The organism is Streptomyces olivaceoviridis, assembly GCF_014650115.1.
GTDB lineage: Bacteria > Actinomycetota > Actinomycetes > Streptomycetales > Streptomycetaceae > Streptomyces > Streptomyces olivaceoviridis.
On record NZ_BMUI01000003.1, the window covers coordinates 425,357 to 451,432 of the forward strand.

Annotated in this window: 27 protein-coding genes, 1 pseudogene and 1 riboswitch; of the genes and pseudogenes, 13 read left to right on the forward strand and 15 right to left on the reverse strand. The window is 72.2% G+C overall.

Features of this window, described 5'->3' with window-relative positions; genetic code table 11:
* Window positions 1-38 precede the first annotated feature (38 nt).
* On the reverse strand, window positions 39-707 hold the full coding sequence (locus IE273_RS08395) for a maleylpyruvate isomerase family mycothiol-dependent enzyme (RefSeq protein ID WP_189814496.1): 669 nt from the start codon (window positions 705-707) through the stop codon (window positions 39-41).
* A gap of 111 nt (window positions 708-818) precedes the next feature.
* Here IE273_RS08395 and IE273_RS08400 point away from each other — a divergent pair, with 111 nt between their 5' ends.
* Window positions 819-1,463: an HD domain-containing protein gene (locus IE273_RS08400; protein WP_189814497.1), complete on the forward strand. Its 645-nt coding sequence runs from the start codon at window positions 819-821 to the stop codon at window positions 1,461-1,463.
* Between the two features lie 35 nt (window positions 1,464-1,498).
* The gene (locus tag IE273_RS08405; protein ID WP_189814641.1) at window positions 1,499-2,590 is read left to right on the forward strand and encodes a GNAT family N-acetyltransferase; all 1,092 of its coding nucleotides are present in this window, start codon (window positions 1,499-1,501) and stop codon (window positions 2,588-2,590) included.
* Here IE273_RS08405 and IE273_RS08410 read toward each other — a convergent pair.
* Window positions 2,572-2,847 (reverse strand): DUF4031 domain-containing protein, encoded by a 276-nt coding sequence (locus IE273_RS08410; RefSeq protein WP_189814498.1) that lies wholly within the window; start codon window positions 2,845-2,847, stop codon window positions 2,572-2,574. The genes IE273_RS08405 and IE273_RS08410 overlap by 19 nt on opposite strands.
* A gap of 7 nt (window positions 2,848-2,854) precedes the next feature.
* Window positions 2,855-3,238 carry a DUF8819 family protein gene (locus IE273_RS08415; RefSeq protein WP_058083895.1) on the reverse strand — a complete coding sequence of 128 codons (384 nt, stop codon included), beginning with the start codon at window positions 3,236-3,238 and terminating at the stop codon, window positions 2,855-2,857.
* Window positions 3,239-3,294: 56 nt separating this feature from the next.
* Here IE273_RS08415 and IE273_RS08420 point away from each other — a divergent pair, with 56 nt between their 5' ends.
* The 3 genes from IE273_RS08420 (at window position 3,295) to IE273_RS08430 (ending at window position 5,813) form a co-directional block, all read left to right on the forward strand.
* The gene (locus IE273_RS08420) at window positions 3,295-4,200 is read left to right on the forward strand and encodes a MurR/RpiR family transcriptional regulator (protein WP_014673413.1); all 906 of its coding nucleotides are present in this window, start codon (window positions 3,295-3,297) and stop codon (window positions 4,198-4,200) included.
* Window positions 4,201-4,268: 68 nt separating this feature from the next.
* Window positions 4,269-5,192, forward strand: a complete 924-nt coding sequence (gene murQ, locus IE273_RS08425) for an N-acetylmuramic acid 6-phosphate etherase (RefSeq protein ID WP_189814499.1) — start codon at window positions 4,269-4,271, stop codon at window positions 5,190-5,192.
* 48 nt (window positions 5,193-5,240) lie between these two features.
* A complete protein-coding gene (locus IE273_RS08430) occupies window positions 5,241-5,813 on the forward strand; it encodes a hypothetical protein (protein WP_014673415.1) in 573 nt (190 codons plus the stop codon).
* Window positions 5,814-5,841: 28 nt separating this feature from the next.
* Here the strand turns inward: IE273_RS08430 and IE273_RS08435 are convergent, their stop codons facing one another.
* The 5 genes from IE273_RS08435 to thrC form a co-directional block, all read right to left on the reverse strand.
* Window positions 5,842-6,969, reverse strand: a complete 1,128-nt coding sequence (locus IE273_RS08435; protein WP_189814500.1) for an NADH:flavin oxidoreductase — start codon at window positions 6,967-6,969, stop codon at window positions 5,842-5,844.
* A gap of 234 nt (window positions 6,970-7,203) precedes the next feature.
* Window positions 7,204-8,826 carry a chaperonin GroEL gene (gene groL, locus IE273_RS08440; protein WP_014673417.1) on the reverse strand — a complete coding sequence of 541 codons (1,623 nt, stop codon included), beginning with the start codon at window positions 8,824-8,826 and terminating at the stop codon, window positions 7,204-7,206.
* A gap of 299 nt (window positions 8,827-9,125) precedes the next feature.
* Window positions 9,126-9,329 (reverse strand): cold-shock protein, encoded by a 204-nt coding sequence (locus IE273_RS08445; protein ID WP_004986573.1) that lies wholly within the window; start codon window positions 9,327-9,329, stop codon window positions 9,126-9,128.
* Between the two features lie 449 nt (window positions 9,330-9,778).
* Window positions 9,779-10,054: a MoaD/ThiS family protein gene (locus IE273_RS08450; protein ID WP_189814501.1), complete on the reverse strand. Its 276-nt coding sequence runs from the start codon at window positions 10,052-10,054 to the stop codon at window positions 9,779-9,781.
* Window positions 10,051-11,334: a threonine synthase gene (thrC, locus tag IE273_RS08455; protein WP_014673419.1), complete on the reverse strand. Its 1,284-nt coding sequence runs from the start codon at window positions 11,332-11,334 to the stop codon at window positions 10,051-10,053. Before thrC ends, IE273_RS08450 begins: the two co-directional genes overlap by 4 nt.
* A 17-nt stretch (window positions 11,335-11,351) precedes the next feature.
* Window positions 11,352-11,491, reverse strand: a riboswitch (SAM riboswitch).
* Window positions 11,492-11,622: 131 nt separating this feature from the next.
* Between thrC and IE273_RS08460 the strand changes: the two genes are divergently transcribed.
* Window positions 11,623-12,567 carry a glucosyl-3-phosphoglycerate synthase gene (locus tag IE273_RS08460; RefSeq protein WP_189814502.1) on the forward strand — a complete coding sequence of 315 codons (945 nt, stop codon included), beginning with the start codon at window positions 11,623-11,625 and terminating at the stop codon, window positions 12,565-12,567.
* Between the two features lie 75 nt (window positions 12,568-12,642).
* Window positions 12,643-14,082: an alpha,alpha-trehalose-phosphate synthase (UDP-forming) gene (locus IE273_RS08465; protein WP_189814503.1), complete on the forward strand. Its 1,440-nt coding sequence runs from the start codon at window positions 12,643-12,645 to the stop codon at window positions 14,080-14,082.
* Here the strand turns inward: IE273_RS08465 and otsB are convergent.
* The 3 genes from otsB to IE273_RS08480 form a co-directional block, all read right to left on the reverse strand.
* Window positions 14,049-14,912, reverse strand: coding sequence for a trehalose-phosphatase (otsB, locus tag IE273_RS08470; protein WP_189814504.1), 864 nt, complete (start codon window positions 14,910-14,912; stop codon window positions 14,049-14,051). The genes IE273_RS08465 and otsB overlap by 34 nt on opposite strands.
* A 92-nt stretch (window positions 14,913-15,004) precedes the next feature.
* Complete coding sequence (locus IE273_RS08475; protein ID WP_014673423.1) at window positions 15,005-15,229, reverse strand: DUF3263 domain-containing protein; 225 nt, start codon at window positions 15,227-15,229, stop codon at window positions 15,005-15,007.
* A gap of 36 nt (window positions 15,230-15,265) precedes the next feature.
* Complete coding sequence (locus tag IE273_RS08480; RefSeq protein WP_444545920.1) at window positions 15,266-16,549, reverse strand: ABC transporter substrate-binding protein; 1,284 nt, start codon at window positions 16,547-16,549, stop codon at window positions 15,266-15,268.
* Between the two features lie 111 nt (window positions 16,550-16,660).
* On the opposite strand from IE273_RS08480, the gene IE273_RS08485 reads away from it, so the two are divergent.
* The 4 genes from IE273_RS08485 (at window position 16,661) to IE273_RS08500 (ending at window position 20,405) form a co-directional block, all read left to right on the forward strand.
* Window positions 16,661-17,605 (forward strand): ROK family protein, encoded by a 945-nt coding sequence (locus tag IE273_RS08485; RefSeq protein WP_189814642.1) that lies wholly within the window; start codon window positions 16,661-16,663, stop codon window positions 17,603-17,605.
* A gap of 86 nt (window positions 17,606-17,691) precedes the next feature.
* Window positions 17,692-18,819 (forward strand): N-acetylglucosamine-6-phosphate deacetylase, encoded by a 1,128-nt coding sequence (nagA, locus tag IE273_RS08490; protein WP_189814643.1) that lies wholly within the window; start codon window positions 17,692-17,694, stop codon window positions 18,817-18,819.
* A 123-nt stretch (window positions 18,820-18,942) separates the two neighbouring features.
* Complete coding sequence (locus IE273_RS08495) at window positions 18,943-19,860, forward strand: 1-phosphofructokinase family hexose kinase (RefSeq protein WP_189814506.1); 918 nt, start codon at window positions 18,943-18,945, stop codon at window positions 19,858-19,860.
* Window positions 19,861-19,943: 83 nt separating this feature from the next.
* Window positions 19,944-20,405 (forward strand): hypothetical protein, encoded by a 462-nt coding sequence (locus IE273_RS08500; RefSeq protein WP_189814507.1) that lies wholly within the window; start codon window positions 19,944-19,946, stop codon window positions 20,403-20,405.
* A gap of 55 nt (window positions 20,406-20,460) precedes the next feature.
* On the opposite strand, the gene IE273_RS08505 is transcribed toward IE273_RS08500, so the two are convergent.
* Together IE273_RS08505 and cdgB are read right to left on the reverse strand one after the other, a co-directional pair.
* Window positions 20,461-21,390 carry a carbohydrate-binding protein gene (locus IE273_RS08505; RefSeq protein WP_189814508.1) on the reverse strand — a complete coding sequence of 310 codons (930 nt, stop codon included), beginning with the start codon at window positions 21,388-21,390 and terminating at the stop codon, window positions 20,461-20,463.
* A 118-nt stretch (window positions 21,391-21,508) separates the two neighbouring features.
* Window positions 21,509-23,164 (reverse strand): diguanylate cyclase CdgB, encoded by a 1,656-nt coding sequence (cdgB, locus tag IE273_RS08510; RefSeq protein ID WP_189814509.1) that lies wholly within the window; start codon window positions 23,162-23,164, stop codon window positions 21,509-21,511.
* 330 nt (window positions 23,165-23,494) lie between these two features.
* On the opposite strand from cdgB, the gene IE273_RS08515 reads away from it, so the two are divergent.
* Together IE273_RS08515 and IE273_RS08520 are read left to right on the forward strand one after the other, a co-directional pair.
* Window positions 23,495-24,067, forward strand: a complete 573-nt coding sequence (locus tag IE273_RS08515; protein WP_189814510.1) for a flavin reductase family protein — start codon at window positions 23,495-23,497, stop codon at window positions 24,065-24,067.
* 82 nt (window positions 24,068-24,149) lie between these two features.
* Complete coding sequence (locus tag IE273_RS08520) at window positions 24,150-24,611, forward strand: GNAT family N-acetyltransferase (protein ID WP_189814511.1); 462 nt, start codon at window positions 24,150-24,152, stop codon at window positions 24,609-24,611.
* A 441-nt stretch (window positions 24,612-25,052) separates the two neighbouring features.
* On the opposite strand, the pseudogene IE273_RS44930 reads toward IE273_RS08520, so the two are convergent.
* Both IE273_RS44930 and arfB read right to left on the reverse strand, forming a co-directional pair.
* Window positions 25,053-25,469 (reverse strand): annotated as a pseudogene (locus IE273_RS44930) (sigma-70 family RNA polymerase sigma factor); the annotation flags it as partial.
* A gap of 106 nt (window positions 25,470-25,575) precedes the next feature.
* Window positions 25,576-26,013 (reverse strand): alternative ribosome rescue aminoacyl-tRNA hydrolase ArfB, encoded by a 438-nt coding sequence (gene arfB / locus IE273_RS08530; RefSeq protein ID WP_189814512.1) that lies wholly within the window; start codon window positions 26,011-26,013, stop codon window positions 25,576-25,578.
* Between the last annotated feature and the right edge of the window lie 63 nt (window positions 26,014-26,076).

The window sequence follows — 26,076 nt, forward strand, 5'->3', positions numbered from 1 at the left end:
CTAGTCCAATCCAAGACTACGCCTGCCGGGGGCGCCGCTCACCCGAAGATGTTCAGCTCCCCCTCCCGGGCCCCGGCCAGCTCGTAGGAGGCCCCGTTCAGCGGCCGTCCCGCGTACAGCCGTACGAGCGTGGCCGCGTCGCCGATGTACCGGGCGGGCGGGGCGCCCGCGGCCACCGCGCCGAGCCGCAGCGGCTCGTCCAGGTCGTCCAGGTCGGCATGGAGCGGCACGTGCTCCTTCTGCCGGGTGATCCTCGCCAGCAGCGTCAGCGCGTCGGGCAGCCCGGCCCCGGCGTACGCCCCCGGCGCCCCCAGCACCTCGCGCACATCCCCGGCGTGCACCCACTCACCGAGCGCGATCACGTCCAGCGAACCGTCCGTCCCGGCGATCACCCCTCCGGCCTCCGTCATCCCGCGCTCCAGCTCGTCCACGACCCGCGCGTTCGTCCAGCCGGCCCGCTCGGCGATGTCCCGCTCGTTCGACTCCGGCGAGAACGCGCCCGCCTCGAACCGGTTCTCCACCACCCGCGTCAGCGCGGCGGAACAGTGCGCCAGCACGTCCCGCACCGTCCAGCCCGGACACCCGGCCGACGGCAGCGCGAAGTCGGCGTCGGGCCGCGACCGCAGCAGCGGTACGAGGGCGTCGCGCTCGGCGGCCAGCAGCCGCCCGGGGAGCTCGGGGTCGCGTACTTCCTGCGTCTCAGTCATGGGGTTCACGCTAGGGGCGCCGGGGGACGGCCGTCACGCGGAAAGCGGACGGACCGTCGGCCCAGGGCCACCACCGCCCGGCCCGGGGTCCCACCCGACAGAATGGGGTGCATGGCCGACCTCGACGCCCTGCGCCTCCGTTTCGCCCGCGCCCTGGAAGCAGCCCGCGCCCCCGGCGGCGGCCCCGACCCCGCCCCCTACGCCGACACCCTGCTCGCCCGCTGGCAGGAGCCGCAGCGCCGCTACCACACGGTGGCCCACCTCACCGCCGTGCTCGACCACGTCGACGCGCTGGCGGAGTACGCCACCGACCCGGACGTGGTCCGCCTCGCCGCCTGGTTCCACGACGCCGTCTACCTCCCCGAACGGTCCGAGAACGAGGAGCGGTCCGCGCGGCTGGCCGAGCGCGCCCTGGCCGAGGCCGGTGTGCCGGAGGCGAAGACGGCCGAGGTGGCCCGGCTGGTCCGGCTCACCGTCACCCACGACCCGGCCGACGACGACCGCGACGGACAGGTGCTGTGCGACGCCGACCTCGCGATCCTGGCCGCGCCCCCGTCGGCGTACGCCGTCTACACCGCCGAGGTCCGCGAGGAGTACCACTTCGTACCGGGCGACGCCTTCCGCGACGGCCGTTCCGCGATCCTGCGCCAACTCCTCGCCCTGCCCCGGCTGTACCGCACCCCGTACGGGCAGGAGCACTGGGAGGCCACCGCCCGCTACAACCTCACGTCCGAGCTGGAAATGCTGTCGACCTGAGGACGCCGCCGCCGTACTGTGCGCGCATGCGGACGATGAGCGGGGATCAGGTGGAGGCGGCCGTCGCGAGCTGCGCGGCGGCTCTGCGCACGGCGCTGGACCGGGACTGGGACGCGGTCCGCGCGGCCGGTCTGGAGTGGAGTTGCCGCACCACGGCCTTCCACATCGCCGAGGACTTCGCCGCGTACGCCAGCCGCCTCGCCGGCCGCGCCCAGGACCGCCTCCCGCTGCGCATCACCCTCCCCGAGGGCACCGACAACGCCGGCCTGCTCCAGGTGATCGAGGCCACCGGCGCCCTGCTGGCCGCCGCCGTCCGCACCGCCCCGCCCGGCGTCCGCGCCTTCCACCCCGTCCACTTCGGCAGCGCCGACCGCGAGGGCTTCGCCGCGATGGGCGTCGCCGAGGCCCTGCTGCACACCCATGACGTCGCCCGGGGCCTCGGCCTGCCCTACGAACCGCCCGCAGAGCTCGCCGAGTCCGTCCTGACCTGGCTCTTCCCGCACGTCCAGCCGGGCCCCGCGCCCTGGCCGACCCTGCTGTGGGCGACCGGCCGCGGCGAGCTGCCCGGCCGCGCCCTGGTCACCGACTGGACCTGGTACAACAACCTCGTCCTGCCGGCCGGACGCGTCACCCTCACCGGCATCCGCCCGGCCGCCGCCCGCGATCTGGCCCTCGGCGGCGACGGCGGCTTCGACTGGCTGGACGACGGCCCGTACGAGGGCACCCGGGAGGCCTGCTCCCACCTGCTGAAGGCGTACGAAGCCGGCGTGCACCGCCCGGAGTTCGGGGTCTTCGCCCTCGTGCGCTCCGAGGACGGCCGGGCGGTGGGCGGCATGGGGTTCCACGGCGCCCCGGACGACGAGCGCCGGGTGGAGATCGGCTACGACCTGGTCGAGAGCGCCCGCGGCCACGGCTACGCGACCGAGGCGCTGCGCGCGCTGACCGAGTGGGCGCTGGCCCGGGACGACGTCGACACGGTCATCGCCACGATCGAACCGGCCAACCTGCCCTCCCAACGGGTGGTGAGCCGGGCGGGCTTCACCCGCGCGACCGTGGAGGAGGAGCGCACGGCCCACGACGAGGACGCCATGGAGACCGGGCTGCGGCTCTACGTCCGCCGGGCCTGAGGCCCCTTGCGCCTGCGCAGACCGGCCGAGCACAGCAGGCGGACCACCTCACGACTGCTGACCTGCACCGCACCCGCCGCCACCGCGTCCGCGTAGCGGTGGGACGGGACGTCGTAGTGGTCGCTGTCGAAGGCCCGGCGGGGCATGCCCAGGCCCTCGGCGAACAGGTGGAGTTCGTCGTAGGAGACATCGCTGACCAGGTGTGACCACATGCGCCCGTGGCCGGGCCAGGTCGGCGGGTCGATGTAGAGGGTCACCGGCGCCTCATGAGGACGGCGTCCCGCGCAGGGCCGGTCCCAGCGAGCCCACCGACGCGACCCGCACGCCGGCCTTGTGGCACACCCAGTGCGGATCGGGGCCCAGTTCCGGCTCCACGTCCAGTGCGTGCGGGTCGCCGGAGCCGCAGGCCGGGCACAGCGGCCAGCGGCCGTACCGCTCCAGCAGCGCGTCCTGAACGTCCTGGGCGACCAGCCCGGCCACGAAGGCCGCGCCGTCCGGCCACTGTTCGACCCACCAGCGCCGCTGGGCGATGGAGTCCTCCACCAGCGAGACGACGTCGGCCTCCGCGACCTCTCCCGCGACGAGATCCGCGAGCACGCGGGCGCGGGCCGCGTGCAATGACTGCTCCAGGGGGCTGATGGGGTCCATGCCCCCCATTGTGCGCACTCTTGACCGCGACACCGAACCGAAAATATCTTTCAAGTGTGACCCAGGACGTGAAGGAAATTTTCGGCAGCCCGGGCGGATCGCTCGCCGCCAAGGTGCGCACGCTCGCCCCGTCCATGACCCGGTCCATGCAGCGCGTCGCCGAGGCCGTCGCCGGTGACCCGGCCGGCTGCGCCGCCCTCACGGTCACCGGCCTCGCCGAACTCACCGGCACCAGCGAGGCGACGGTCGTGCGCACCGCCCGGCTGCTCGGCTATCCCGGCTACCGCGACCTGCGGCTCGCCCTCGCCGGGCTCGCCGCCCAGCAGCAGTCCGGGCGCGCCCCCGCGATCACGACGGACATCGCGGTGGACGACCCCATCGCCGACGTCGTCACCAAGCTCGCCTACGAGGAGCAGCAGACCCTCGCCGACACCGCCGCCGGACTCGACACCGTCCAGCTCGGCGCGGCGGTCACCGCGCTGGCCGCCGCCCGGCGCACCGACGTGTACGGCATAGGGGCGTCCGGGCTCGTCGCCCAGGACCTCACCCAGAAGCTGCTGCGGATAGGGCTCATAGCCCACGCGCACAGCGACCCGCATCTCGCGGTGACCAACGCGGTACAGCTCCGTTCGGGTGACGTGGCCCTCGCGATCACGCACTCCGGGTCGACGGGGGACGTCATCGAACCGCTCCGGGTGGCCTTCGAACGCGGGGCGACGACGGTGGCCATCACCGGGCGGCCCAACTCGCCGGTCACGCAGTACGCCGACCTCGTGCTGACGACGTCGACGTCACGGGAGACGGAGCTGCGGCCCGCCGCGATGTCCTCCCGAACGAGTCAGCTGCTGGTGGTGGACTGTCTGTTCGTGGGAGTGGCGCAGCGGACGTACGAGACGGCGGCGCCCGCGCTGGCCGCCTCCTACGAGGCGTTGGCACACCGGCACCGGAGCGGTTCGCGATAGGGGGTAGGAAGGAACCGGCAGGAAGGTTCACCACCCCCTCACACGTCACCGGAGAGAGCCGCCCCCCTATGACCTCTCATGACCTGCGCGACCAGCTGGCCTCGTTGACCACCGAGGCCTTCCGTCCGGAACTCGCCGAGATCGACCGGTTGCCCACCCTCGACATCGCCCGGCTGATGAACGGCGAGGACGCGGGCGTGCCCGCCGCCGTGGCGACGCAGCTGCCGCGGATCGCCGCCGCCGTCGACGCGGTCGCCGCGCGCATGAGCCGGGGCGGACGGCTCGTCTACGCCGGCGCCGGGACCGCCGGCCGGCTGGGCGTGCTGGACGCCTCCGAGTGCCCGCCCACCTTCAACACCGACCCCGAGCGGGTCGTCGGCCTGATCGCGGGCGGTCCCGCGGCCATGGTCACCTCGGTCGAAGGCGCCGAGGACTCCGAGGAGCTGGCCCGCCGGGACCTGGACGCGCTGAAGCTCACCCCGGACGACACCGTGGTCGGCGTCTCCGCCTCCGGCCGCACCCCGTACGCGGTCGGCGCCGTCGAGCACGCCCGGTCGCTCGGCGCGCTGACCATCGGCCTGGCCTGCAACGAAGGCAGCGCGCTGGCCGCCGCCGCCGAGCACGGCATCGAGGTCGTCACGGGGCCGGAGCTGATCACCGGCTCCACCCGGCTGAAGGCGGGCACGGCCCAGAAGCTGGTGCTGAACATGCTCTCGACGATCACGATGATCCGGCTCGGCAAGACGTACGGGAACCTGATGGTCGACGTGCGCGCCTCCAACGACAAGCTCCGGGCCCGCTCCCACCGGATCGTCTCCCTGGCCACGGGCGCGAGCGACGCCGACATCGAGAAGGCCCTCACGGAGACCGGCGGCGAGGTGAAGCACGCGATCCTGGCCCTCCTCGCCGGCGTCGACGGCCCGACGGCGGGCCGCCTGCTTCGGGAGTCCGGCGGCCATCTGCGCACGGCGCTGACCCACGCGGCACGCTGACGGGCCGTGCGGTCAGGGCACCATGGAGGGGAGGAGGCACCCACCGACATGAATCACGCCCAGCTCACCGCCCTAGGACGGGCTCTCCGGCTGCTCGGGGAGCACGGGGAGGCCCTGACCGCCGACACGCCGGACGCCCGGCTGCACGAGATCAAGGACGACCTGCGGCGGGCCCTCGACCTGCTGGACGACACCGTGACCACCGCCGCGCCCGCCACCCGCTGCCCGGAGCACCCGCAGGGGCCGGTGGACGAGAGCGCGCCCGACCTGTGCCTGCTGTGCGAGACCCGGCGCCGGGCCGCCCGGCGGTCGGAGTTCCAGGGCGGCAGGCCCCGGCCGGGAGAGCCGGTCCCCACCGCCCCCTCCCGGTACGGCGTGCGCGGTGACCGGCCGCAGGCGCAGCAGCGGTGGCTGCCGGAGCTGTGGAACGGCCAGGAGTGGCAGCTGTGCGGGACGCCGAGGCGGGACCGGCGCGAGGCGGAGGCGTACCTCGCCGCCCAGCGGCGCGGCTCCCGGCCCGCCATGGCGTACCGGCTGGTGCACGAGTTCACCGACTACGAGGTGCTGCGGGTGTGGGGGACGCCGGTACGGGTCGACATCGAGCCGATGGGCAACCTGTAGCGGCCGGCGGCCCCCGCGGACACGCCGGTCAGCTCAGGGTCTTCACGGCCGCCGCGTCGTACGGCTTCAGCTCGTCGAACCGGCCGGAGAGCACCTTGGCCGCCCACTCGGGGTCCTGGAGCAGCGCGCGGCCGATGGCCACCAGGTCGAACTCGTCGGCCTCCAGACGGTCCAGGAGGTTGTCGATGCCCTTGACCGGGGAGCCCTCGCCCTGGAAGGCGTTGATGAAGTCGCCGTCGAGGCCGACCGAGCCGACGGAGATGACGGGCTTGCCGGTGAGCTTCTTCGTCCAGCCGGCCAGGTTCAGGTCGGAGCCGTCGAACTCGGGCAGCCAGTAGCGGCGGGTGGAGGCGTGGAAGGCGTCGACACCGGCCGCCGCGAGCGGGGCGAGGATGGCCTCCAGCTCCTCGGGGGTCTCGGCGAGCCGGGCGGTGTAGTCCTGCTGCTTCCACTGCGAGTAGCGGAAGAGGACCGGGAAGTCCGGCGACACCGCCGCGCGCACGGCGGCGACGATCTCGGCGGAGAACCTGGTGCGGGCCACCGGGTCGCCGCCGTACGCGTCGGTACGGCGGTTGGTGCCCGCCCACAGGAACTGGTCGAGGAGGTAGCCGTGGGCGCCGTGGAGCTCCACGCCGTCGAAGCCGATGCGCTCGGCGGCGGCAGCGGCCTCGGCGAACGCCGCGATGACGTCGTCGATGTCCGCCTGCGTCATCGCCTTGCCGGTGGGCTCGGCGCCGGCGGCCTCCAGGCCGGAGGGGCCGACGGCGGGCGCGTCCGGGAAGGGGGCGTCGCCCTGCTTGCGGACCATGCCGATGTGCCACAGCTGCGGGACGATGGTGCCGCCGGCCGCGTGCACGTCCTCGGCGACCTTCGCCCAGCCCGCGAGCTGCTCCTCGCCGTGGAAGCGCGGGACGCGGTCGCTCTGGCCGGCCGACGGGTGGCCCACGTAGGTGCCCTCGGTGACGATGAGGCCGACCCCGGCGGCGGCCCGGCGGGCGTAGTACGAGCGCACGTCCTCGCCCGGGACACCGCCCGGCGAGAACATGCGGGTCATGGGCGCCATCACGATCCGGTTCGGAACGGTGAGACCGTTCAGCGTGATCGGGCGGGACAGGACGCGGGCCGCGCGGGAGGCGGGGGGCGTGGTGACGGTCACGTGGGGGGCTCCTCGTGAGTGAACGGGGTGAACCGGCTGGTATGTGCGTACGCATTGTTGCAGCGTCTTAAGTAAACACCGCTCGGCGGCCCGTGTTCCGGTCCGGTCCCGATCCCCTCACGTGATACCGGACACCCTCCTCCCGCCCCGCGAACGCCCGAGGGCGGCACCCCCAGCCAGAAGCTGGGGGTGCCGCCCTCGGTCCGCAGGACAGGCGATCAACCGTCAGGTCGATCAGAAGTCCATGTCACCGCCCGGCATGCCGCCGCCGGCCGGGGCCGCGGCCTTCTCCGGCTTGTCGGCGATGACGGCCTCGGTGGTGAGGAACAGCGCGGCGATGGAGGCGGCGTTCTGGAGCGCGGAACGGGTCACCTTCGCCGGGTCGATGATGCCCTCGGCGACCAGGTCGACGTACTCGCCGGTCGCGGCGTTCAGGCCGTGACCCGGGGTCAGGTTGCGCACCTTCTCCACCACGACACCGCCCTCAAGGCCGGCGTTGACGGCGATCTGCTTCAGCGGGGCCTCCAGGGCGATGCGCACGGCGTTGGCGCCGGTCGCCTCGTCACCCTCCAGCTCCAGCTTCTCGAAGACCTGGGAGGCCTGGAGCAGGGCCACGCCACCACCGGCGACGATGCCCTCCTCGACGGCCGCCTTCGCGTTGCGGACGGCGTCCTCGATGCGGTGCTTGCGCTCCTTGAGCTCCACCTCGGTGGCGGCACCGGCCTTGATGACCGCGACACCGCCGGCGAGCTTCGCCAGGCGCTCCTGGAGCTTCTCGCGGTCGTAGTCCGAGTCGCTGTTCTCGATCTCGGCGCGGATCTGGTTCACACGGCCGTTGACCTGCTCGGAGGAGCCGGCACCGTCGACGATGGTGGTCTCGTCCTTGGTGATGACGACCTTGCGAGCGCGGCCCAGGAGGTCCAGGGTCGCGTTCTCCAGCTTGAGGCCGACCTCCTCGGAGATGACCTCGCCGCCCGTGAGGATGGCGATGTCGCCGAGCATGGCCTTGCGGCGGTCACCGAAGCCCGGGGCCTTGACGGCGACGGACTTGAAGGTGCCACGGATCTTGTTGACGACCAGGGTCGACAGGGCCTCGCCCTCGACGTCCTCGGCGATGATCAGCAGCGGCTTGCCCGACTGCATGACCTTCTCCAGCAGCGGGAGCAGGTCCTTGACCGAGGAGATCTTGGAGTTGGCGATGAGGATGTACGGGTCCTCCAGCACCGCCTCCATGCGCTCCATGTCGGTCGCGAAGTAGGCGGAGATGTAGCCCTTGTCGAAGCGCATGCCCTCGGTGAGCTCCAGCTCAAGACCGAAGGTGTTGGACTCCTCGACGGTGATGACGCCTTCCTTGCCGACCTTGTCCATGGCCTCGGCGATCAGCTCGCCGATCTGGGTGTCGGCGGCGGAGATGGACGCGGTGGAGGCGATCTGCTCCTTGGTCTCGACGTCCTTCGCCTGCTCCAGCAGGGCGGCGGAGACGGCCTCGACGGCCTTCTCGATACCGCGCTTCAGAGCCATCGGGTTGGCGCCGGCGGCGACGTTGCGCAGGCCTTCCTTGACCAGGGCCTGGGCGAGCACGGTCGCGGTGGTCGTACCGTCACCGGCGACGTCGTCCGTCTTCTTGGCGACTTCCTTGACCAGCTCGGCGCCGATCTTCTCGTACGGGTCCTCCAGCTCGATCTCCTTGGCGATGGACACACCATCGTTGGTGATCGTGGGGGCGCCCCACTTCTTCTCAAGGACGACGTTGCGGCCCTTGGGGCCGAGGGTGACCTTGACGGCGTCGGCGAGCTGGTTCATACCGCGCTCAAGGCCGCGCCGCGCCTCCTCGTCGAACGCGATGATCTTGGCCATGTGAAGTGGTCCCTCCAGGACTGGGGGTGATTCCTTCGGACCGCGCCCGCGCCCGCGACGGACGGCTCGCCGGCCCCGTGGTCCCTTGCACCACATGACCCGCGGGCCTCACCGACCCGGTCCTTCGTTGTCACTCTCACCTTCAGAGTGCTAACGCCAATGATTAGCACTCGGCATGGTCGAGTGCAAGCGCCTGGACGGGTGGGAGGCTCCCGTCAGCCGCACGCGAACAGCGGAACCGGGGCACGGCGAAGGGCCCGCACCCTCTGCGAGGTGCGGGCCCTTCGGACAAGAAACGTTCAGGCGGTGACGCGAACCATGTCGGCCTGCGGACCCTTCTGGCCCTGCGAGATCTCGAACTCGACCCGCTGGCCCTCTTCCAGGGTGCGGTAGCCGTCCATCTGAATCGCGCTGTAGTGGACGAAGACGTCCGCACCACCGTCGACCGCGATGAAGCCGTACCCCTTCTCCGCGTTGAACCACTTGACGGTGCCCTGAGCCATGCCTAACTCCCCTATTACTGGCCCTTGCACAGATCCACACTTCGCGGACCCGGGTCAGACCTCACCCCCCAACTGGTCGGGGGCGTGCGCCGGAACGCGTCGACCGCGGCTGAATGTATCTGTCCAACTGCCGTCTGCAACAGGTCAATCGGACGAGAATTCTGGACGTGAGCGGTCCGGAATCTGGCGAGAATTCATCCGAATTCAGGGCAAGTCGGGCCCCATAAAAGCCACAAAAGCCGCAGACAACCCGCACACTTTGGCTGCTTCTTGTCGGGCGGGCGGCATGAAATTCAGGGCCCGCGACCCGGAGACCGGGGCCGTGTTCCCCAACTCTACCGCGCTCAATCACACAGAATTGCCCCCTCCGCTTCTCTCACGGAGGGGGCAATCGGATGAACAGCCGGTAACCGCGGTTACCGAAGGTAATGTGCGGGCGGATCCGCGGCTCAGCCGCCGGCGACCGCCGGGATGATCGAGACGCCGGCCCCGTCGGGGGTCGTCGTGTCCAGGCCCTGTTCAAAACGGACGTCGTCGTCGTTGACGTACACGTTGACGAACCGGCGCAGCTTGCCCTGGTCGTCCAGCACGCGCGCGGCGATGCCCGTGTGGTTCTTCTCCAGGTCGGCGATGACCTCGCCGAGCGTCGTGCCCTCGGCGGCGACCTCGGCCCGCCCGCCGGTGTAGGTGCGCAGGATGGTGGGGATGCGAACGGTCACGCTCATGCGAGGCCAGCCTCTCGGAAGGAGTCCAGGGTCGGGCGGATGGTGGCGGTGAGACCGGTCCCGGCCACCGCGTCCAGGGTCTTCAGGCCGTCGCCGGTGTTGAGGACGACCGTGGTCTTCGCCGGGTCCAGCACGCCCGCCTCCAGCAGCTTGCGGGTGACGCCGACGGTCACGCCGCCGGCGGTCTCCGCGAAGATGCCCTCGGTCCGCGCGAGCAGCTTGATCGCGTCCACGACCTCTTCGTCCGTCACGTCCTCGACGGCACCGCCGGTGCGGCGCGCGATGTCCAGGACGTACGGCCCGTCGGCCGGGTTGCCGATGGCCAGGGACTTGGCGATGGTGTTCGGCTTCTGGGGCCGTACGACGTCGTGGCCGGCCTTGAAGGCGGTGGAGACCGGGGAGCAGCCCTCGGCCTGGGCGCCGAAGATCTTGTACGGCCTGTCCTCGACCAGACCGAGCTTGATCAGCTCCTGGAGCCCCTTGTCGATCTTCGTGAGCTGGGAGCCGGAGGCGATCGGGACCACGATCTGGTCCGGCAGCCGCCAGCCGAGCTGCTCGCAGATCTCGTACGCCAGGGTCTTGGAGCCCTCCGCGTAGTACGGCCGCAGGTTGACGTTGACGAAGCCCCAGCCCTCGCCGGCCGGGTCGCCGATCAGCTCGGAGCAGAAGCGGTTCACGTCGTCGTAGTTGCCCTCGATGCCGACGAGTTCACCGCCGTAGACCGCGGCCATCACGATCTTGCCCTGCTCCAGGTCGTGCGGGATGAACACGCAGGAGCGGAAGCCGGCGCGGGCGGCGGCGGCGCCGACGGCGCCGGCCAGGTTGCCGGTCGAGGAGCAGGACAGGGTGGTGAAGCCGAAGGCGCGCGCGGCCTCCAGGGCCTGGGCCACGACCCGGTCCTTGAAGGAGTGGGTCGGGTTGCCGGAGTCGTCCTTCACGTACAGGCCGCCGGTCACGCCCAGCTCGCGGGCCAGGTTGTCGGCCTGGACGAGCTTGGTCCAGCCCGGGTTGATGTTCGGCTTGCCGGCGACGTCCGCCGGAACCGGCAGCAGGGGCGCGTAGCGCCAGATGTTCGCGGGGCCCGCCTCGATGCGGCGGCGCAGTTCCTCGGTGTCGTAGCCGGAGAAGTCGTAGGCGATCTCCAGCGGGCCGAAGCACTCCTCGCAGGCGAAGACCGGGCCGAGCGGCACCCGGTGACCGCACTCGCGACAGCTCAGGGCCGCGGCGGGGCCGAGGTCGACGGTGGATTCGCTGGTGGTGGCAACTGTCTGCACAGCCATGGAGGCGAGGCCCTTTCTCCTCATCTTCCTCACGACGCATCTCGCCGTGAGACGGAATTGGCACCTTCCCTGGCCGTGAGCCTCGCGCGAACGAGTCCGGTCAGGGGGGTTGCCGGGGCTTCACCGGGCCGTGTCCCTCTGCCCCTCTGGATGAGCGGTATGCGGTTGTAGAACGCACCCGACCCCCGACATGCGATGGTCATCGGCGTTGTTCAAGACTGTAACCGACGGCCGGGACAGTTGAGATAGTCGTCCGAACCGCGAGACAAGAGTGAGGAGCCACAGACTGTGCTGGAAGAAGTCGAGCGCTGGCTGACCACCCGGTCCTGGTCCGTGGCCGATCGTCCGCTGCACCAGATCCTCGCCGCGAAGCAGCGCACGGGCCAGACCGTCAGCGTCGTCCTGCCCGCGCTCAACGAGGAGGAGACCGTCGGCGACATCGTCGAGGTCATCCGGCACGACCTCGTGGAGCAGGTGCCGCTCGTCGACGAGATCGTCGTCGTCGACTCGGGCTCCACCGACCGCACCTCCCAGGTCGCCGCGCGCGCGGGCGCCCGGGTCGTCCACCGGGACGCCATCCTGCCGCGCGTCCCGGCCGTCCCCGGCAAGGGCGAGGTGCTGTGGCGGTCGCTGCTGGTGACCGGCGGGGACATCGTCTGCTTCATCGACGCGGACCTCAAGGAGTTCTCCTCCGACTTCGTCTCCGGGATCGTCGGCCCGCTGCTCACCGAGCCGGACGTCGACCTGGTCAAGGCGATGTACGACCGTCCGCTCGGCGGCAGTGCCGGGCAGGGCGGCCGGGTCACCGAACTCATGGCCCGTCCGTTGCTGAACATGCACTGGCCGCGGCTGGCCGGGTTCGTGCAGCCGCTGGGCGGCGAGTACGCGGCCCGCCGCACGCTGCTGGAACAGCTGCCGTTCCCCGTCGGCTACGGCGTGGAGCTGGGCATGCTGGTGGACGCGCTGCACCTGGTGGGCCTGGACGCGCTGGCCCAGGTCGACGTGGGCGTGCGCAGGCACCGGCACCAGGACGGGCAGGCGCTCGGCCGGATGGCCGCCGCGATCTACCGCACCGCCCAGCTCCGGCTGGCCCGCGGCCATCTGATCCGGCCCGCCCTGACCCAGTTCGAGCGGGGGGAGGCCGGGTTCGAGCCGCGCACCTACTCGGTGGACACCGAGGAACGGCCGCCCATGGTGGAGATCGCGGAGTACGCCGAACGGAAGGTGGCCTGAACGGGCCGTATACGGTCGGCCCCCCGGGGCGGGCCGTACGTTTGAGCGGTTCGGGGCCGGGCTAGGTTGAGGCGTATGGCTTCCACGCTCGATGCTGCGCAAAAGGCTCAGGTGCTGGTCGCGTCGAACCGCGGCCCGGTCTCCTATCAGGTGGGCGAGGACGGCTCGCTGCACGCCCGGCGGGGCGGCGGCGGGCTGGTCTCGGGACTGTCCGCCATCGGGTCCGACGCGGACTCGGTGTGGGTGTGCGCCGCGCTCGGCGACGGCGACCGGGCGGCCGTCCGGCGCGCGGACGGCGGGCTGCTGCCGGCCGAGGAGACCGGCGGGCAGCGGGTGCGGATGCTCGACATCGACGCGACCGTGCACGCCGAGGCGTACAACGGCATCGCCAACTCGGTGCTCTGGTTCGTCCACCACATGCTGTACCAGACCCCGCTGGAACCGGTCTTCGACGCCGGCTTCCGGCGGCAGTGGGCGTCGTACGAGGCCTACAACCGGGCGTTCGCCGAGGCGCTGGCCGAGGAGGCGGCCGAGGGCGCGGCCGTGCTGATCCAGGACTACCACCTGGCCCTGGCCCCGCGGATGCTCCGGCAGCTCCGGCCCGACCTGCGCATCGGCCACTTCTCGCACACCCCGTGGGCGCCGCCGGACTACTTCCGGCTCCTCCCCGACGACATCGCGGCCGAGCTGCTCAGCGGCATCCTGGGCGCGGACCGGGCGGCGTTCCTCACCCGGCGGTGGGCGGACGCGTTCACGGACTGCTGCCACGCGGTGCTCGGGCCCGGTATCCCCTCCGGCACCCGGATCGGGGTGCACGGGCTGGGCGCGGACGCGGACTTCCTGCGCGAGCGGGCGCACGAGCCGGACGTGGACGAGCGGATGGCGGCGCTGCGGGCGGAGATCGGAGCGGACCGGAAGACGATCGTCCGGGTGGACCGGACCGAGCTGTCCAAGAACATCGTGCGCGGGCTGCTGGCGTACGAGCAGCTGCTGGAGGACCACCCGGAGTGGCGGGAGAAGGTCGTCCACGTGGCCTTCGCCTACCCGTCCCGGCAGGACCTCGCCGTGTACCGCGAGTACACCGCGCAGGTGCGGCAGGTCGCGGACGAGATCAACGAGCGGTTCGGCACGCCCGGCTGGACCCCGGTCGTGCTGCACGTGAAGGACGACTTCGCCCGCTCCCTGGCCGCGTACCGGCTGGCCGACGTGGCGCTCGTGAACCCCATCCGGGACGGCATGAACCTGGTCGCCAAGGAGGTCCCGGTCGTCTCCGACGGGGGCTGCGCGCTGGTGCTGTCGCGGGAGGCGGGGGCGTACGAGGAGCTGGGCGAGGACGCCTTCGTGGTGAACCCGTACGACATCGCGGGCACGGCGCGGGCCCTGCACGAGGCGCTGACCCTGCCGGCGGACGCGCGGGCGGAACGCTCGAAGCGACTGGCCGCCGCCGCGACCGCGCTGCCGCCGGCCCGGTGGTTCCTCGATCAGCTGGCGGCGCTGGACCCCCGGCCGAGCTGAGCGGCCAGCGCCCGGAGCAGGCCCACGACTCCCTGCGGGCCGTCGACCACCAGGTCGGCCCGGTCCGCGAGTTCCGTGACCTCCGTGCTGCCGCTGCACACCAGCAGGCCGGGGACGCCGCCCGCGCGGAGCTTCTCGACCGCGGCGAAGGCGGGGAGGTCGCCCAGGTCGTCGCCGGCGTAGACGACACAGCCGGCGTGGACGGCGCGGGCGTGGTCGAGGAGGGCCACGCCCTTGTCCATGCCCGGTGGGCGCAGCTCCAGGACCATGCGGCCGGGCTCGACGATCAGGCCGTGCCGGGTGGCGAGGTCGGCGAGCGGGGCGCGCAGGGCCTCGAACGCGGCCTGCGGGTCGGGGGCGCGGCGGGTGTGCACCGCCAGCGCCCGGCCCTTCTCCTCGATCCACGTGCCCTCCCCCGCTCCGGCGCGCTCCAGCAGGCCCGGCAGTTCGGCGCGGACGGCGGCCACGCCGGGGTGCGGGGGCGGCGCGGTGACCTCGCCGGTGGCCGCGTCCCAGCGCTCGGCGCCGTAGTGGCCGAGGACGGTGAGGTGCTCCAGGCCGGGGACGCCGACGAAGCCGCCGTAGCGGACCGCGACCTCGGGCGGGCGGCCGGTGATCACGGCGACGGAGGCGATCCCGGGGGCGAGGGCGGCGAGGGCGGGTACGGCCCCGGGGTGGGCGCGGGCCTGCTCGGGGTCGGCGACGATCGGGGCCAGCGTGCCGTCGAAGTCCAGGCCGATCAGGGCGGTGCGGGGCTGCGCGAGCAGGGCGGCGAGGCCGTCCTGGCCGGCTTGGGTGCGCGGGGTCGGCAGAGCGTCCATAGCGTCCATACCGCGACACTATCCAGCTCCGGGTGCCTCACGCCTGGGGTTCCGGCGCCGCACGTCCCGAAAGCCCGGTCGGCTGAGGAGCGCGCGGGGACTCAGCGTTCCGCGCGTCTCGTCTCGCGGATCCGGCGCAGGCGGTTGACCGTCACCGGGTCGTGGGCCAGGGCCCGCTCGTCGTCCAGGAGGGCGTTGAGGAGCTGGTAGTAGCGGACGGGGGACAGGTCCAGCTCCTCGCGTATCGCGCGTTCCTTCGCGCCGGGGCCGGGGAAGGCCCGGCGCTCCAGCGCGAGGATCGCCTTCTCGCGGGTGCCCAGTTCCATGCCTGCCACGGTAGCGGGGGGCACCGACAGCGCCGCTCAGCTCGCGCTGCTGCTGTCGGCCGCCATGGCCGTCGACTGCAAGCGGGTCAGGACGCCGGCGGGGCTGCCGCCGGGGGCGAGCGCCTGGCCGATGTTCTGCTTCACGGCCGCGCTGACCGCCGCCCAGGAGGTCTTGCCGACGGGGTACAGCTCCGAGGTCGGCAGCTGCTCCAGGAAGGGGCGCAGGGCCTTGTCGGCGGCGGCGTCCGACGCCGCCATGGTGTTGGACGCGGAGCTGGTGACCGGCAGCAGCCCGTACTTCCGGGAGAAGTCGAGGACGTTCTTCTCGCTGTAGGCGAAGTCGAGGAAGCCGCCGATCTGCTCGGCGTGCCCGTTCTGCTTGAAGCCCATCATCCAGTCGGCGACGCCCATGGAGGCCCTGGCCCTGCCGGTGCGGCCCGGCATCGGCACCGTGCCGAACTCCACGCCCTTCCTGGCCGCCTGCTGGATGAGCGTGGGGTGCCCGTTGACCATGCCGACCTGGCCGTCGGCGAACGCGGCGAACGCGGCGGCGCGGTTGAGCTTGCCCGGGGCGACCGGGCCGGTCAGGCCCTTGTCGACCAGCTCGTCCTTGAGCCAGGTGAAGGTCTCGACGTTCGTGGCGGAGTCGATGGTGTAGGTGCCGACGTCGTCGGTGTAGCCGCTGCCGCCGTTGCCGCCGCCGAGCAGCCACTGCATGGTCTCGGCCTGGGCCTCCTCGGGGCCGAGCGGCAGCGCGTACGGGTACTTCACGCCCTCCGTCTTGAGCGCCGTGGCGTCGGCGGCCAGCTCGTCCCAGGTGGTGGGCGGAGCGAGGTGGGCCTTGGCGAACAGGGTCTTGTTGTAGAAGAGCACGCGCGTGGAGGCGGCGAACGGGATGCCGTACTGCGTGTGCTTCCACTGGCCGGCGTCGGAGAGCGGGGAGAGGAAGTCCGCCTGGGTGCGTATGGAGAGCAGGTCGGAGACCGGGTAGAGCTTGCCGGCGGCGGCGTAGTCGGCGTAGGCGCCGATCTGGGCCATGTCCGGGGCGTGGCCGGCGTCGACCATCTCCTTGACCTTGCGGTCGACGTCGTTCCAGGAGTAGACGCTGACCTCGACCTTCACGTCCGAGTGCTGCTTCTCGTACTCCTTGGCCAGGGCGTCCCAGTACTTCCGGGAGCTGTTGGCGGCGGAGTCGCCGTAGTCGGCGGCGACGAGCCTGAGGGTCACGTCGGAGGAGCCCGTGCTCCCGCAGCCGCCGAGGACCGCCGTCATGCCCAGTGCGGACACCACCGCGATCGTTCCTGCCGTACGCCGACGCACGTTCAAAGCCCCAACCCTGTTGTGTGACGGTTCAATATGTGGACACGTAAGGTCTACACCACGTGAGTGGACTAGACCTCTCATGGGTGGGAGGGTCACACTAGCCCCGTGGTGAGACATGTCATCGCCCTCGACGTGGGCGGTACCGGGATGAAGGCCGCCCTCGTCGGCGACGACGGCGCGCTACTCCACCGCGCCCGCCGCGCCACCGGCCGCGAGCGCGGCCCCGAGGCGGTGCTCGCGGGCATCCTCGACTTCGCCGCCGAGCTGCGCGCGTACGGCGTCGAGCACTACGGCGAGCCCGCCGGCGCGGCCGGCATCGCCGTCCCCGGCATCGTCGACGAGGCGACCGGCACCGCCGTCTACGCCGCCAACCTGGGCTGGCGGGACGTACCCCTGCGGGCCCTGCTCGCCGACCGGCTCGGGGTGCCCGTCGCCCTCGGCCACGACGTCCGCACCGGCGGCCTCGCGGAGGGCCGGATCGGCGCGGGCCGGGGCGCGGACCGGTTCCTGTTCGTGCCGCTGGGCACCGGGATCGCCGGTGCCATCGGCATCGACGGCCGGGTGGAGGCCGGCGCGCACGGCTTCGCGGGCGAGATCGGCCACATCGTCGTACGCCCCGGAGGCGCGGTCTGCCCCTGCGGGCAGCGCGGCTGCCTGGAGCGGTACGCCTCCGCGTCCGCCGTCAGCGAGGCATGGGCGGCGGCCTGCGGAGACCCCGGGGCGGACGCGGCGGACTGCGCCGAGGCCGTCGCGTCCGGCGACCCGAACGCCGCCCGGGTCTGGCAGGAGGCGGTGGACGCGCTCGCCGACGGGCTGGTCACCGCCCTCACCCTGCTGGACCCCCGCACGCTGATCATCGGTGGCGGCCTGGCCGAGGCGGGGGAAGTGTTGTTCCAGCCCCTGCGGGACGCCGTCCGGCACCGGGTCACCTTCCAGAAACTGCCGACGATCGTCCCGGCGGCGCTGGGCGACACGGCCGGCTGCCTCGGCGCGGGGCTCCTCGCGCAGGACCTGCTGACGGCCACTTCTACGACTCCGGAGGTAAGCACCTGATGGCAACCGAGCGGGAGACTCCGGACAGGCACGGCACCCCGTCAGGGGCGCGGGGCACCGCGCGCCCGACCCCCACCGGCCCGCAACTGCTCACCGGCGCGAACGTGGTGCTCCCCACCGGAACGGTGCGGAACGGCCGACTGGCGATCGAGGGCAGGCGCATCACCAGCACCCCGCCGGCCGACGCCCGACTGATCGACGTCACCGGCCACTGGCTCGTCCCCGGCTTCGTGGACATCCACAACCACGGCGGGGGCGGAGCCTCCTTCTCCGGCACCGCCGAGCAGATCCTCACCGCCGTCCACACGCACCGCGTCCACGGCACCACCACCCTCGTCGCCTCCACCGTCACCGACGAGATGGACCTGCTGGTGCGTCAGGCCGGCCTGCTGAGCGAGCTGGCCGAGCAGGGCGACATCGCGGGCATCCACTTCGAGGGGCCGTTCATCTCCCCGTGCCGCAAGGGCGCGCACTCCGAGAAGCTGCTGCGCGACCCGGACCCGGCCGAGGTCCGCAAGCTGATCGACGCGGCGCGCGGCAAGGCGAAGATGGTCACCCTCGCGACCGAGCTGCCCGGCGGCATCGACTCCGTACGGCTGCTCGTCGAGCACGGCGTGCTCGCGGCGATCGGGCACACCGACGCCGGCTACGAGCAGACGGTCGAGGCGATCGACGCGGGCGCCACCGTCGCCACCCACCTCTTCAACGCCATGCCCGCCCTGAACCACCGCGCGCCCGGCCCGATCGCCGCCCTGCTGGAGGACGAGCGGGTCACGGTCGAGCTGATCAACGACGGCGTCCATCTGCACCCCGCCGCGCTGGAGCTGGCGTTCCATCACGCGGGCGCGGACCGGGTGGCGTTCATCACCGACGCGATGGACGCGGCCGGCACCGGTGACGGGCGCTACATGCTCGGCCCGCTGGAGGTCGAGGTCAGCGAGGGCGTGGCCCGGCTGGTGGAGGGCGGTTCGATCGCGGGCTCCACGCTGACGCTGGACCGCGCGTTCCAGCGGGCGGTGACCGTCGACAAGCTGTCGGTGGAGGACGCCGTGACCGCCCTGTCGGCCAACCCGGCCCGGCTGCTCGGCCTCTTCGACCGGGTCGGGTCGCTGGAGCCCGGCAAGGACGCCGACCTGGTCCTGCTGGACGCGGACTTCGCGCTGAAGGGCGTGATGCGGCAGGGCGAATGGGTGGTAGCGCCCCAACTGCCCTGATCCGTACCGGCGTCGAGGAGACGGAGGCCGATCCGCGCACTGGGCCGACCGCCGTCTCTTTGGCATGATCGGGACCCCGGAAAACCGAGACAGCCGCACGGACTTCGAGGGAGGTCGGCCCGGGTGATCCTCACGGTCACGCTGAACACCGCTCTCGACATCACCTATCGCGTACGGTCGCTGCGGCCGCACGCCTCGCACCGCGTCTCCGAGGTGGCCGAGCGGCCCGGCGGCAAGGGCGTGAACGTGGCCCGGGTCCTGGCCGCGCTCGGCCAGGACGTGACGGTCACCGGCTTCGCGGGCGGCGGCACCGGCCGGGCGGTGCGCGACGGGCTGACCGGCACGCCCGGCCTGACGGACGCGCTGGTGCCGGTCGCCGGGGCGACCCGGCGCACGATAGCCGTGGTCGACGAACGGTCAGGTGACACGACCCAGCTGAACGAGCCCGGCCCGCAGATCGAGCCGGCCGAGTGGGGCGCCTTCCTCGACCGTTACGAGGAACTGCTGGGCGGCGCCTCGGCGGTGGCCCTGTGCGGGAGCCTGCCCCCGGGGGTGCCGGTCGGCGCGTACGCGAAGCTGGTCCGGCTGGCCCGTGCGCAGGGTGTCCCCGTCCTGCTGGACACCAGCGGTGAGCCCCTGCGCCGCGGGGTGGCGGCCCGCCCGGACATCATCAAGCCCAACGCCGACGAACTGGCTGAACTCACCGGCTCCCACGACCCGCTGCGTGCCACCCAGGACGCCCGACGCCGCGGCGCCCACGCGGTGGTCGCCTCCCTCGGCCCGGACGGCCTGCTCGCCGTCACCCCCGAGGGCCGCTGGCGCGCCACTCCGCCGGCCCCCGAATTCGGCAACCCCACCGGCGCCGGCGACTCGGCCGTCGCCGGCCTCCTCTCCGGCCTGCGGGACCAACTCCCCTGGCCTGACCGCCTCACCCGCGCGGTCGCCTTGTCGGCGGCCACCGTGCGGTCCCCTACAGCGGGCGACTTCGACCGCGCGGCCTACGAGAAACTCCTTGCGCGCGTGTCGGTGACGGTGGCGTGAAGCTGCGCAAACCCTCGCCGGACACACCGGCCTAGCAGTTTGGCCGGGAAAGGCCCTGTTCCTCGTCTCAGCGAGATGATCGGATGATCATCCCGTTCGCTGCATTGACCAGTAGCGGACCAGCGGCAAAGGACACAGGGGGCCCGTCACGGGCGGGCGCCGTACTTGAGATCTACTTCTCGCTGGGGGAACACATGCGCGCATTACATGCTGCCAAGCAACTCGCGGTTCTCGGTCTGGCCTCGATGGGACTCGTCATCTCCATGAGTTCCACGGCGTCGGCCGATCAAGCCGGAGTCTGGGTGAAGGATGGCCACTACTTCAGCATCCGAAAGAGTGCCAGCACCTCGTCGGCCGTGGTCCACTCGGTCACCGACCCAGATGCCAGGATTCCTTGCACGACGACCCCGTGCACGCGAGAGGACAACGGCGGCTCATACAAGTGCTGGTCCGGAGGCCCGTCCGGCAATGACTGGGTGAAGGTGAAGTGGGACGGAAAGACGGGCTGGGTGGCCGTCCTCTGTGTCGAAGGCGGACGCATCTAAGCAGAGGTTGTGGTGCCCTCGGCGGCCGTCGAGGGCACCACAACCGCTTCGGGGCTCAGCCGCTGGAATTGACCCAACCCTTCACCAGCCACATCTGGTCGATCAGAGCATCGCACTGATTTCCCTGCGCGCACGAGAGCGCGATGGTGTTCGTTCCCTTGTCGAGCTGGACCCAGTTGTACGTCTTCGTCCAGCCCTTCTTGTAGTCGCCCGCGGCGGCGTGCGCCCAGTTCTTCAGTCCGACAGGCGTGTTGGAAGCCGCGCCGTTGACCGTGAGGGTGGCGGTGGCGTCCTTGCCGGGAACGCTGTAACCGACGTAGACACTGTATTTACCGGACTCGGGGATATTGTCGACGGTCCAGGTGATCGAGGCGCCGGTCTGGTTGAAGCCCGTCACATAGGTGCCGCCGGCCGCCTGCGCGCCCTGCACGTCCGTCGCCTTGGTCGCACCGCCGGCCAGCTGGAGGGCGCTCGCGTCCGACTTCGGCAGCTCACCCGGCGTCGCCGAGGTGCTGCCCGAAGGGCTCGGGCTGCTGGTCTGGGACTGGGTCGGAGTGGAGCCGGCCTCGTTGCCGGACTTGTCGTCGTCCGTGTTGCCGTTGATCATCGCGACGCCGATGCCGATGACGACCGCGGCGACCACCGCGATGGCGCCGATCAGCAGGCCCTTGGTGTTGGGGCCGCGGCGGCCGGGCGCGGGGGCCGCGGGGCGGCGGGAGGCCGGGGCGCCGCCGGGCAGCGTCTCCGGTGCCTGGTAGTGGGCGTTCGGCTGGCCGTGGGCGCCCTGCTGGGGAACGCCCTGGCCGTACGGGGCCTGCTGTGCGCCGTAGCTGCGCTCGCCGACCGTGCGCACCCTGCTGACCGAGTTCGGGTAGCCGTAACCGCCGGACGGCGGCTGGGCTCCCCGGGCCTGGCCGTCTGCGTACAGGTAGCCGAACGGGTCGTCGTCCTCGGGCGTGCTCGCGCCGTTGTCGCCGGGCGTCATCCCTTGGTACTCCTCAACAGGTGCGGGCGGATGCGGTACGGGTGTGGAATGGCGAGCCTACCCGCTCTCACTCGTCCAAACGGGTGACTCAGACCGCATCAACTCGCTGACCTGCGCCTCATCCAGCGCGCCGGTGCTGTTTGGGACGAGATCGTTTCTCTATGTACATCCGCTCGTCAGCGGACTTCAACACCTCGTCCGCCGTCATGCCGCAGTGTGCCCAGCCGATGCCGAAACTCGCGCCGACCCGGACGGCCCGGCCCTCGGCGCGGATCGGCTGGATGATCTCGTTGCGCAGCCGTACGGCGAGGTCCTGGGCGTCGGCCCGGCCGAGGCCGTCGGCGAGGATCACGAACTCGTCGCCGCCGAGCCGGGCGACCGTGTCGCCGTCCCGGACGCCGTTGCTCAGCCGCCGGGCGACCTCGATGAGCACCGCGTCGCCCGCGTTGTGCCCGAACCGGTCGTTGATCGACTTGAAGCCGTCGAGGTCGCAGAAGAGGACCGCGAGGCCCTTGGTGCCGTCGTCACGGTCGTCCTCGGGGGCGACGGTGTGCACATGGTGGTCGTAGGCGTCGAAGCCCTCCGCGCCCGGCACGAAGTCGAAGCCGTGGCCTGCGGGGGTGTCCAAGGCGGGGTGGCCGTAGGCCGCGTCCAGGGACTCCAGCGCGTCGGCGTGGGCGGGGCGCTCGCAGAGCCGGGCGGACAGGCGCGAGCGCAGCTCGGCGGAGTTGGGCAGGCCGGTCAGCGAGTCGTGGGAGGCGCGGTGGGCGAGCTGGAGCTCGCGCCGCTTGCGCTCCTCTATGTCCTCGACGTGGGTGAGGAGGAAGCGGGGGCCGTCTGCGGCGTCGGCGACGACGCTGTTGCGCAGGGACACCCAGACGTAGGTGCCGTCGCGGCGGCCCAGGCGCAGTTCCGCCCGGCCGCCCTCCGCGGAGGTCCGCAGCAGGGTGCCGACGTCCTCGGGGTGGACGAGGTCGGCGAAGGAGTAGCGGCGCATCGCGGAGGCGGGCCGGCCGAGCAGCCGGCACAGGGCGTCGTTGGTGCGCAGGATGCGGCCGTGCTGGTCTCCGCCCATCTCGGCGATGGCCATGCCGGAGGGGGCGTACTCGAAGGCCTGCCGGAAGGATTCCTCGCTGGCGCGCAGGGCCTGCTGCTCGCGTTCCAGGCGGACCAGGGCACGCTGCATGTTGGCGCGCAGGCGCGCGTTGCTGATCGCGATGGCGGCCTGGAAGGCGTACATCTGGAGGGCCTCGCGGCCCCAGGCGCCGGGGCGGCGGCCGTTGCGCGGCCGGTCGACGGATATGACGCCGAGCAGTTCGCCGCAGGTGGAGCCCTGCACACCGGGGGTGTACATGGGCGCGAAGAGCCGGTCGGAGGGGTGCCACTCGTCCTCGAAGCGGGGCTCGGGCCCGTCGGTGTACCACTGGGGAACGTCGTCGTCGTCGAGGACCCAGCCCTCGGTGTGCGGTATGAAGACGAGGTCGCCCCAGCGTTCGCCCATGCCGAGCCGCCGGTCCCAGGACTCGCGTGAGCCGGCCCGGCCGGTGATCAGGGCCTCGGCGGCGGAGTTGCCGGAGAAGGCGGCGACCACGAGATCGCCGTCCTGGCGGACCAGGTTGACGGCCGCCATCTCGTAGCCGAGGGCGGACACGGCGCCGTCCGCGACGGTCTGCAGTGTGTCCGCCAGGCTGCGTGCCGTGTTCATGTCGGCCATGACCTGGTGCAGCTGTCGCAGGGACGCAAGACGGACATACGGCTCCGACTCGGTCTCCATGCTCACCCTCCCCCCGAGACCTCGCAGCGAATCAAGGGTTGTGTCTGAACCTCTTCGTGGCTTCCCCGCCACTGAATCACAGCGCGAAGCCCACTCGGTACACAGGGTCAACAATTACTGCCCCTTGTGACTCAAGTCACAGGAGAACGTGAACAATTGAGTGGAGCTTCTGCGTTTGCCCTGTGAGTTTCCTGAACGCACAGCGTGCGCCTGTGCTCACATGATGCATGGATCCGGCCGGTCGCCGCCTGTGTGCGCCGCTGGTCCTAGGACCCGGCTCGGGCGGAGGGCCGATGCGGGCCCCGCGGGGCGGAGACTAGCGTTTCCGGCGTGCTGAAGACTCCCTCCCCCACGACCCCCCTGCCTTCCGGGCATCCTGAGGGGGTGAGCAACGACGAGTTCCGGGCCGCCATGTCCCGGCTGGCCGCGGGCGTGGTCCTGGTGACCGCGCAGGAACCGCCGCTGGATCCGGACGACCCCGACGCGCCGGGCGTGGAGGACGTCGGCATGACCGCCACCGCCTTCATGTCCGTCTCCCTCGACCCGCCGCTGGTCCTGGTCAGCCTGCGCACGGGCGCCCGCATGGACGACCTGCTCGACGAGCAGCCGCTGTGGGCGGTGTCGGTCCTCACCGAGAGCCAGCGGCACATCGCCGGCCGCTTCGCCATGAGGGGCCGCATCAGCGACCGGCTGCTCTTCGAGGACATCCCCTACGTCCGGGGCGAGGTCACCGGCGCCCCGCTGGTCGGCGGCGCGCTGGCCACCCTGGAGTGCCGGACCGAGCAGCGGGTGACCGCCGGGGACCACACCCTGGTCATCGGCCGTGTCCTCACCGCCCGGGTGCCGAGCGCCGAGGGGGGCCCGCTGATGTACTTCCGGGGGCGGTACCGGCAGTTGGGCTGAGCCGGGCACCGCCTCGCGGCCCCGTCGGGCCGAGCGGCGAATTCCGTGGCGGGTGGAGGGACCGCCTGCCTACGGTGCGCGGATGACACCACGTCTGGAAGAAGTGACCCCGGGGAACTTCGACACCGCCGTCGCCCTCCGCGTCCGCCCCGACCAGGAACACGCCGTCTCACCGGTCGTACGGTCCCTCGCCGAGGCGTACGTCCACCCCCGCGACGTCGCCTGGCCCCGCCTGATCGTCGACGACGGCCGCGTCGTCGGCTTCCTCATGGCCTTCTTCGACATCGACTGGCACGGCGACGGCAGCGTGCACCGCTCCGGGCTGTGGCGGCTGAACATCGCCGCCGGCGAGCAGGGCAGGGGCTACGGCCGCTTCGCCGTCGATGCCGTGGCCGGCGAGATCCGCCGCCGGGGCGGCACGGAGCTGTACGTCAGCTGGCACCCCGGCCCGCACGGTCCCGAGGAGTTCTACCTCCGCCTGGGCTTCCGGAAGAACGGGGAGACGAGCGGGGACCAGACGGTGGGGGTGCTGGACCTGTCCTGAGCCAGGCCCCGTCCCGAGCCGGAGCTCCTCGACGGTGAGGTCCGCCAGCCGGGCGGGCTCGGTGATGATGTCGATCACCGAGATGCGGCCGGCGACGAAGGTGAACGCCAGGACCCGCTCCGGGCGCCCGTCGGCGAACACGGCCAGGCCGGTCGCGCCGTCGACCAGCACCGGACGCGCGACGCGCGCCAGATGGGCGAAGGTCGCCGCGGCGGCGGCGACGCGGGCCGCACCACTGTTCACACCGGCCTCGGTACGGGCCTCCACCCCGGGGTCGAGCACCTCCAGCAGCCCGTCGAAGTCGCCGTTCCGCGCGGCGGCCAGGAAGGCGTCCACCACCTTCCGCTGCCGGGCCAGGTCGGCCTCCGGCGCCCGCACGCCCCGCACCCGGCGCCGGGCCCGGCTGGCGAGCTGCCGCGCCGCGGCCGGGCTGCGGCCGAGGATGCCGCCGATCCCCTCGAAGGGCACCCCGAACAGGTCGTGCAGCACGAAGGCGAGCCGCTCGGCCGGGGAGAGCGTGTCCAGGACGACGAGGAGGGCCGGGCCGACCGAGTCGGCGAGCAGGGCGTCCCGCGCGGGATCCGGCTCGGCGGACGGCTCCGGCCGCCAGGTCTCCAGCGGCTGCTCGCCCCGCGAGCGGCGGGAGCGGAGCATGTCGAGGCAGACCCGGCCGACGACGGTCGTCAGCCAGCCGCCGAGGTTCTGCACCTCGCCGGTGTCGGACCGGCTCAGCCGGAACCACGCCTCCTGGACGGCGTCCTCGGCCTCGGCGGCGGAGCCGAGCATCCGGTGGGCGACGGCCCGCAGGTGCCCCCGGTGGGCCTCGAAGCACTCGGCGAGAAACGCGTGGTCGGTCATGGGTGGCTGCGGCCCCTCCGTCGTCGCCCCCGGCGGTCCCGGGTGCTCCTGCACCACCCTGACGAGAGGGAGCCGGCAGATGTGACAGGGCGCGGGGCCGGTGTGCCTACCCCCAGTCCCGGCCCGATCGGCCCCGCTTGGTCTCCGCGCGCTGCTTCTTCTCCCGCAGCCGGCGTTCGTTGATGCCGCGCGGGATACGGGTGGGCTTGCGGGGCTTGGGCGGCGGCGCGGTGGCCTCCGCGAGCAGCGCGGCGAGGCGTACGGCGGCGGCCTCCCGGTTGCGCCACTGGGAGCGGTGCTCCGAGGCCCGTACGGACACCACCCCGTCGACGAGGCGGCCGGCCAGCCGCCGCAGCGCCCGCTCCTTCCACACCGGAGGGAGCGCCTCCGTGCGGGCGAGGTCGAAGCGCACCTCGACCTGCGAGTCGCTGGTGTTGACGTGCTGTCCACCGGGCCCTGACGACCTGGAGAAACGCCACATCAGCTCGGCCTCGGGAAGCGAGACGGAGCCACGGATGAGGTAAGGCCCGGACATGTCTTTCATGTTCCCGGCCCGGCCCGCCTCACGTCACCTTGATTTCCGGTTCGGTAAAAAAGGTAAAGGGAT

Coding starts and splice junctions, on each gene's coding strand:
- IE273_RS08505 (WP_189814508.1), bottom strand. CDS start 21,390: ATGACGCCCGGCGACAACGGCGCGAGCACGCCCGAGGACGACGACCCG.
- IE273_RS08415 (WP_058083895.1), bottom strand. CDS start 3,238: ATGGACCCCATCAGCCCCCTGGAGCAGTCATTGCACGCGGCCCGCGCC.
- otsB (WP_189814504.1), bottom strand. CDS start 14,912: ATGGACGCTATGGACGCTCTGCCGACCCCGCGCACCCAAGCCGGCCAG.
- IE273_RS08400 (WP_189814497.1), top strand. CDS start 819: ATGGCCGACCTCGACGCCCTGCGCCTCCGTTTCGCCCGCGCCCTGGAA.
- IE273_RS08500 (WP_189814507.1), top strand. CDS start 19,944: ATGATCATCCCGTTCGCTGCATTGACCAGTAGCGGACCAGCGGCAAAG.
- thrC (WP_014673419.1), bottom strand. CDS start 11,334: ATGGCTGTGCAGACAGTTGCCACCACCAGCGAATCCACCGTCGACCTC.
- groL (WP_014673417.1), bottom strand. CDS start 8,826: ATGGCCAAGATCATCGCGTTCGACGAGGAGGCGCGGCGCGGCCTTGAG.
- IE273_RS08465 (WP_189814503.1), top strand. CDS start 12,643: ATGGCTTCCACGCTCGATGCTGCGCAAAAGGCTCAGGTGCTGGTCGCG.
- IE273_RS08445 (WP_004986573.1), bottom strand. CDS start 9,329: ATGGCTCAGGGCACCGTCAAGTGGTTCAACGCGGAGAAGGGGTACGGC.
- IE273_RS08520 (WP_189814511.1), top strand. CDS start 24,150: ATGACACCACGTCTGGAAGAAGTGACCCCGGGGAACTTCGACACCGCC.
- IE273_RS08395 (WP_189814496.1), bottom strand. CDS start 707: ATGACTGAGACGCAGGAAGTACGCGACCCCGAGCTCCCCGGGCGGCTG.
- IE273_RS08450 (WP_189814501.1), bottom strand. CDS start 10,054: ATGAGCGTGACCGTTCGCATCCCCACCATCCTGCGCACCTACACCGGC.
- IE273_RS08430 (WP_014673415.1), top strand. CDS start 5,241: ATGAATCACGCCCAGCTCACCGCCCTAGGACGGGCTCTCCGGCTGCTC.
- IE273_RS08475 (WP_014673423.1), bottom strand. CDS start 15,229: ATGGAACTGGGCACCCGCGAGAAGGCGATCCTCGCGCTGGAGCGCCGG.
- cdgB (WP_189814509.1), bottom strand. CDS start 23,164: ATGGAGACCGAGTCGGAGCCGTATGTCCGTCTTGCGTCCCTGCGACAG.
- IE273_RS08405 (WP_189814641.1), top strand. CDS start 1,499: ATGAGCGGGGATCAGGTGGAGGCGGCCGTCGCGAGCTGCGCGGCGGCT.
- murQ (WP_189814499.1), top strand. CDS start 4,269: ATGACCTCTCATGACCTGCGCGACCAGCTGGCCTCGTTGACCACCGAG.
- arfB (WP_189814512.1), bottom strand. CDS start 26,013: ATGAAAGACATGTCCGGGCCTTACCTCATCCGTGGCTCCGTCTCGCTT.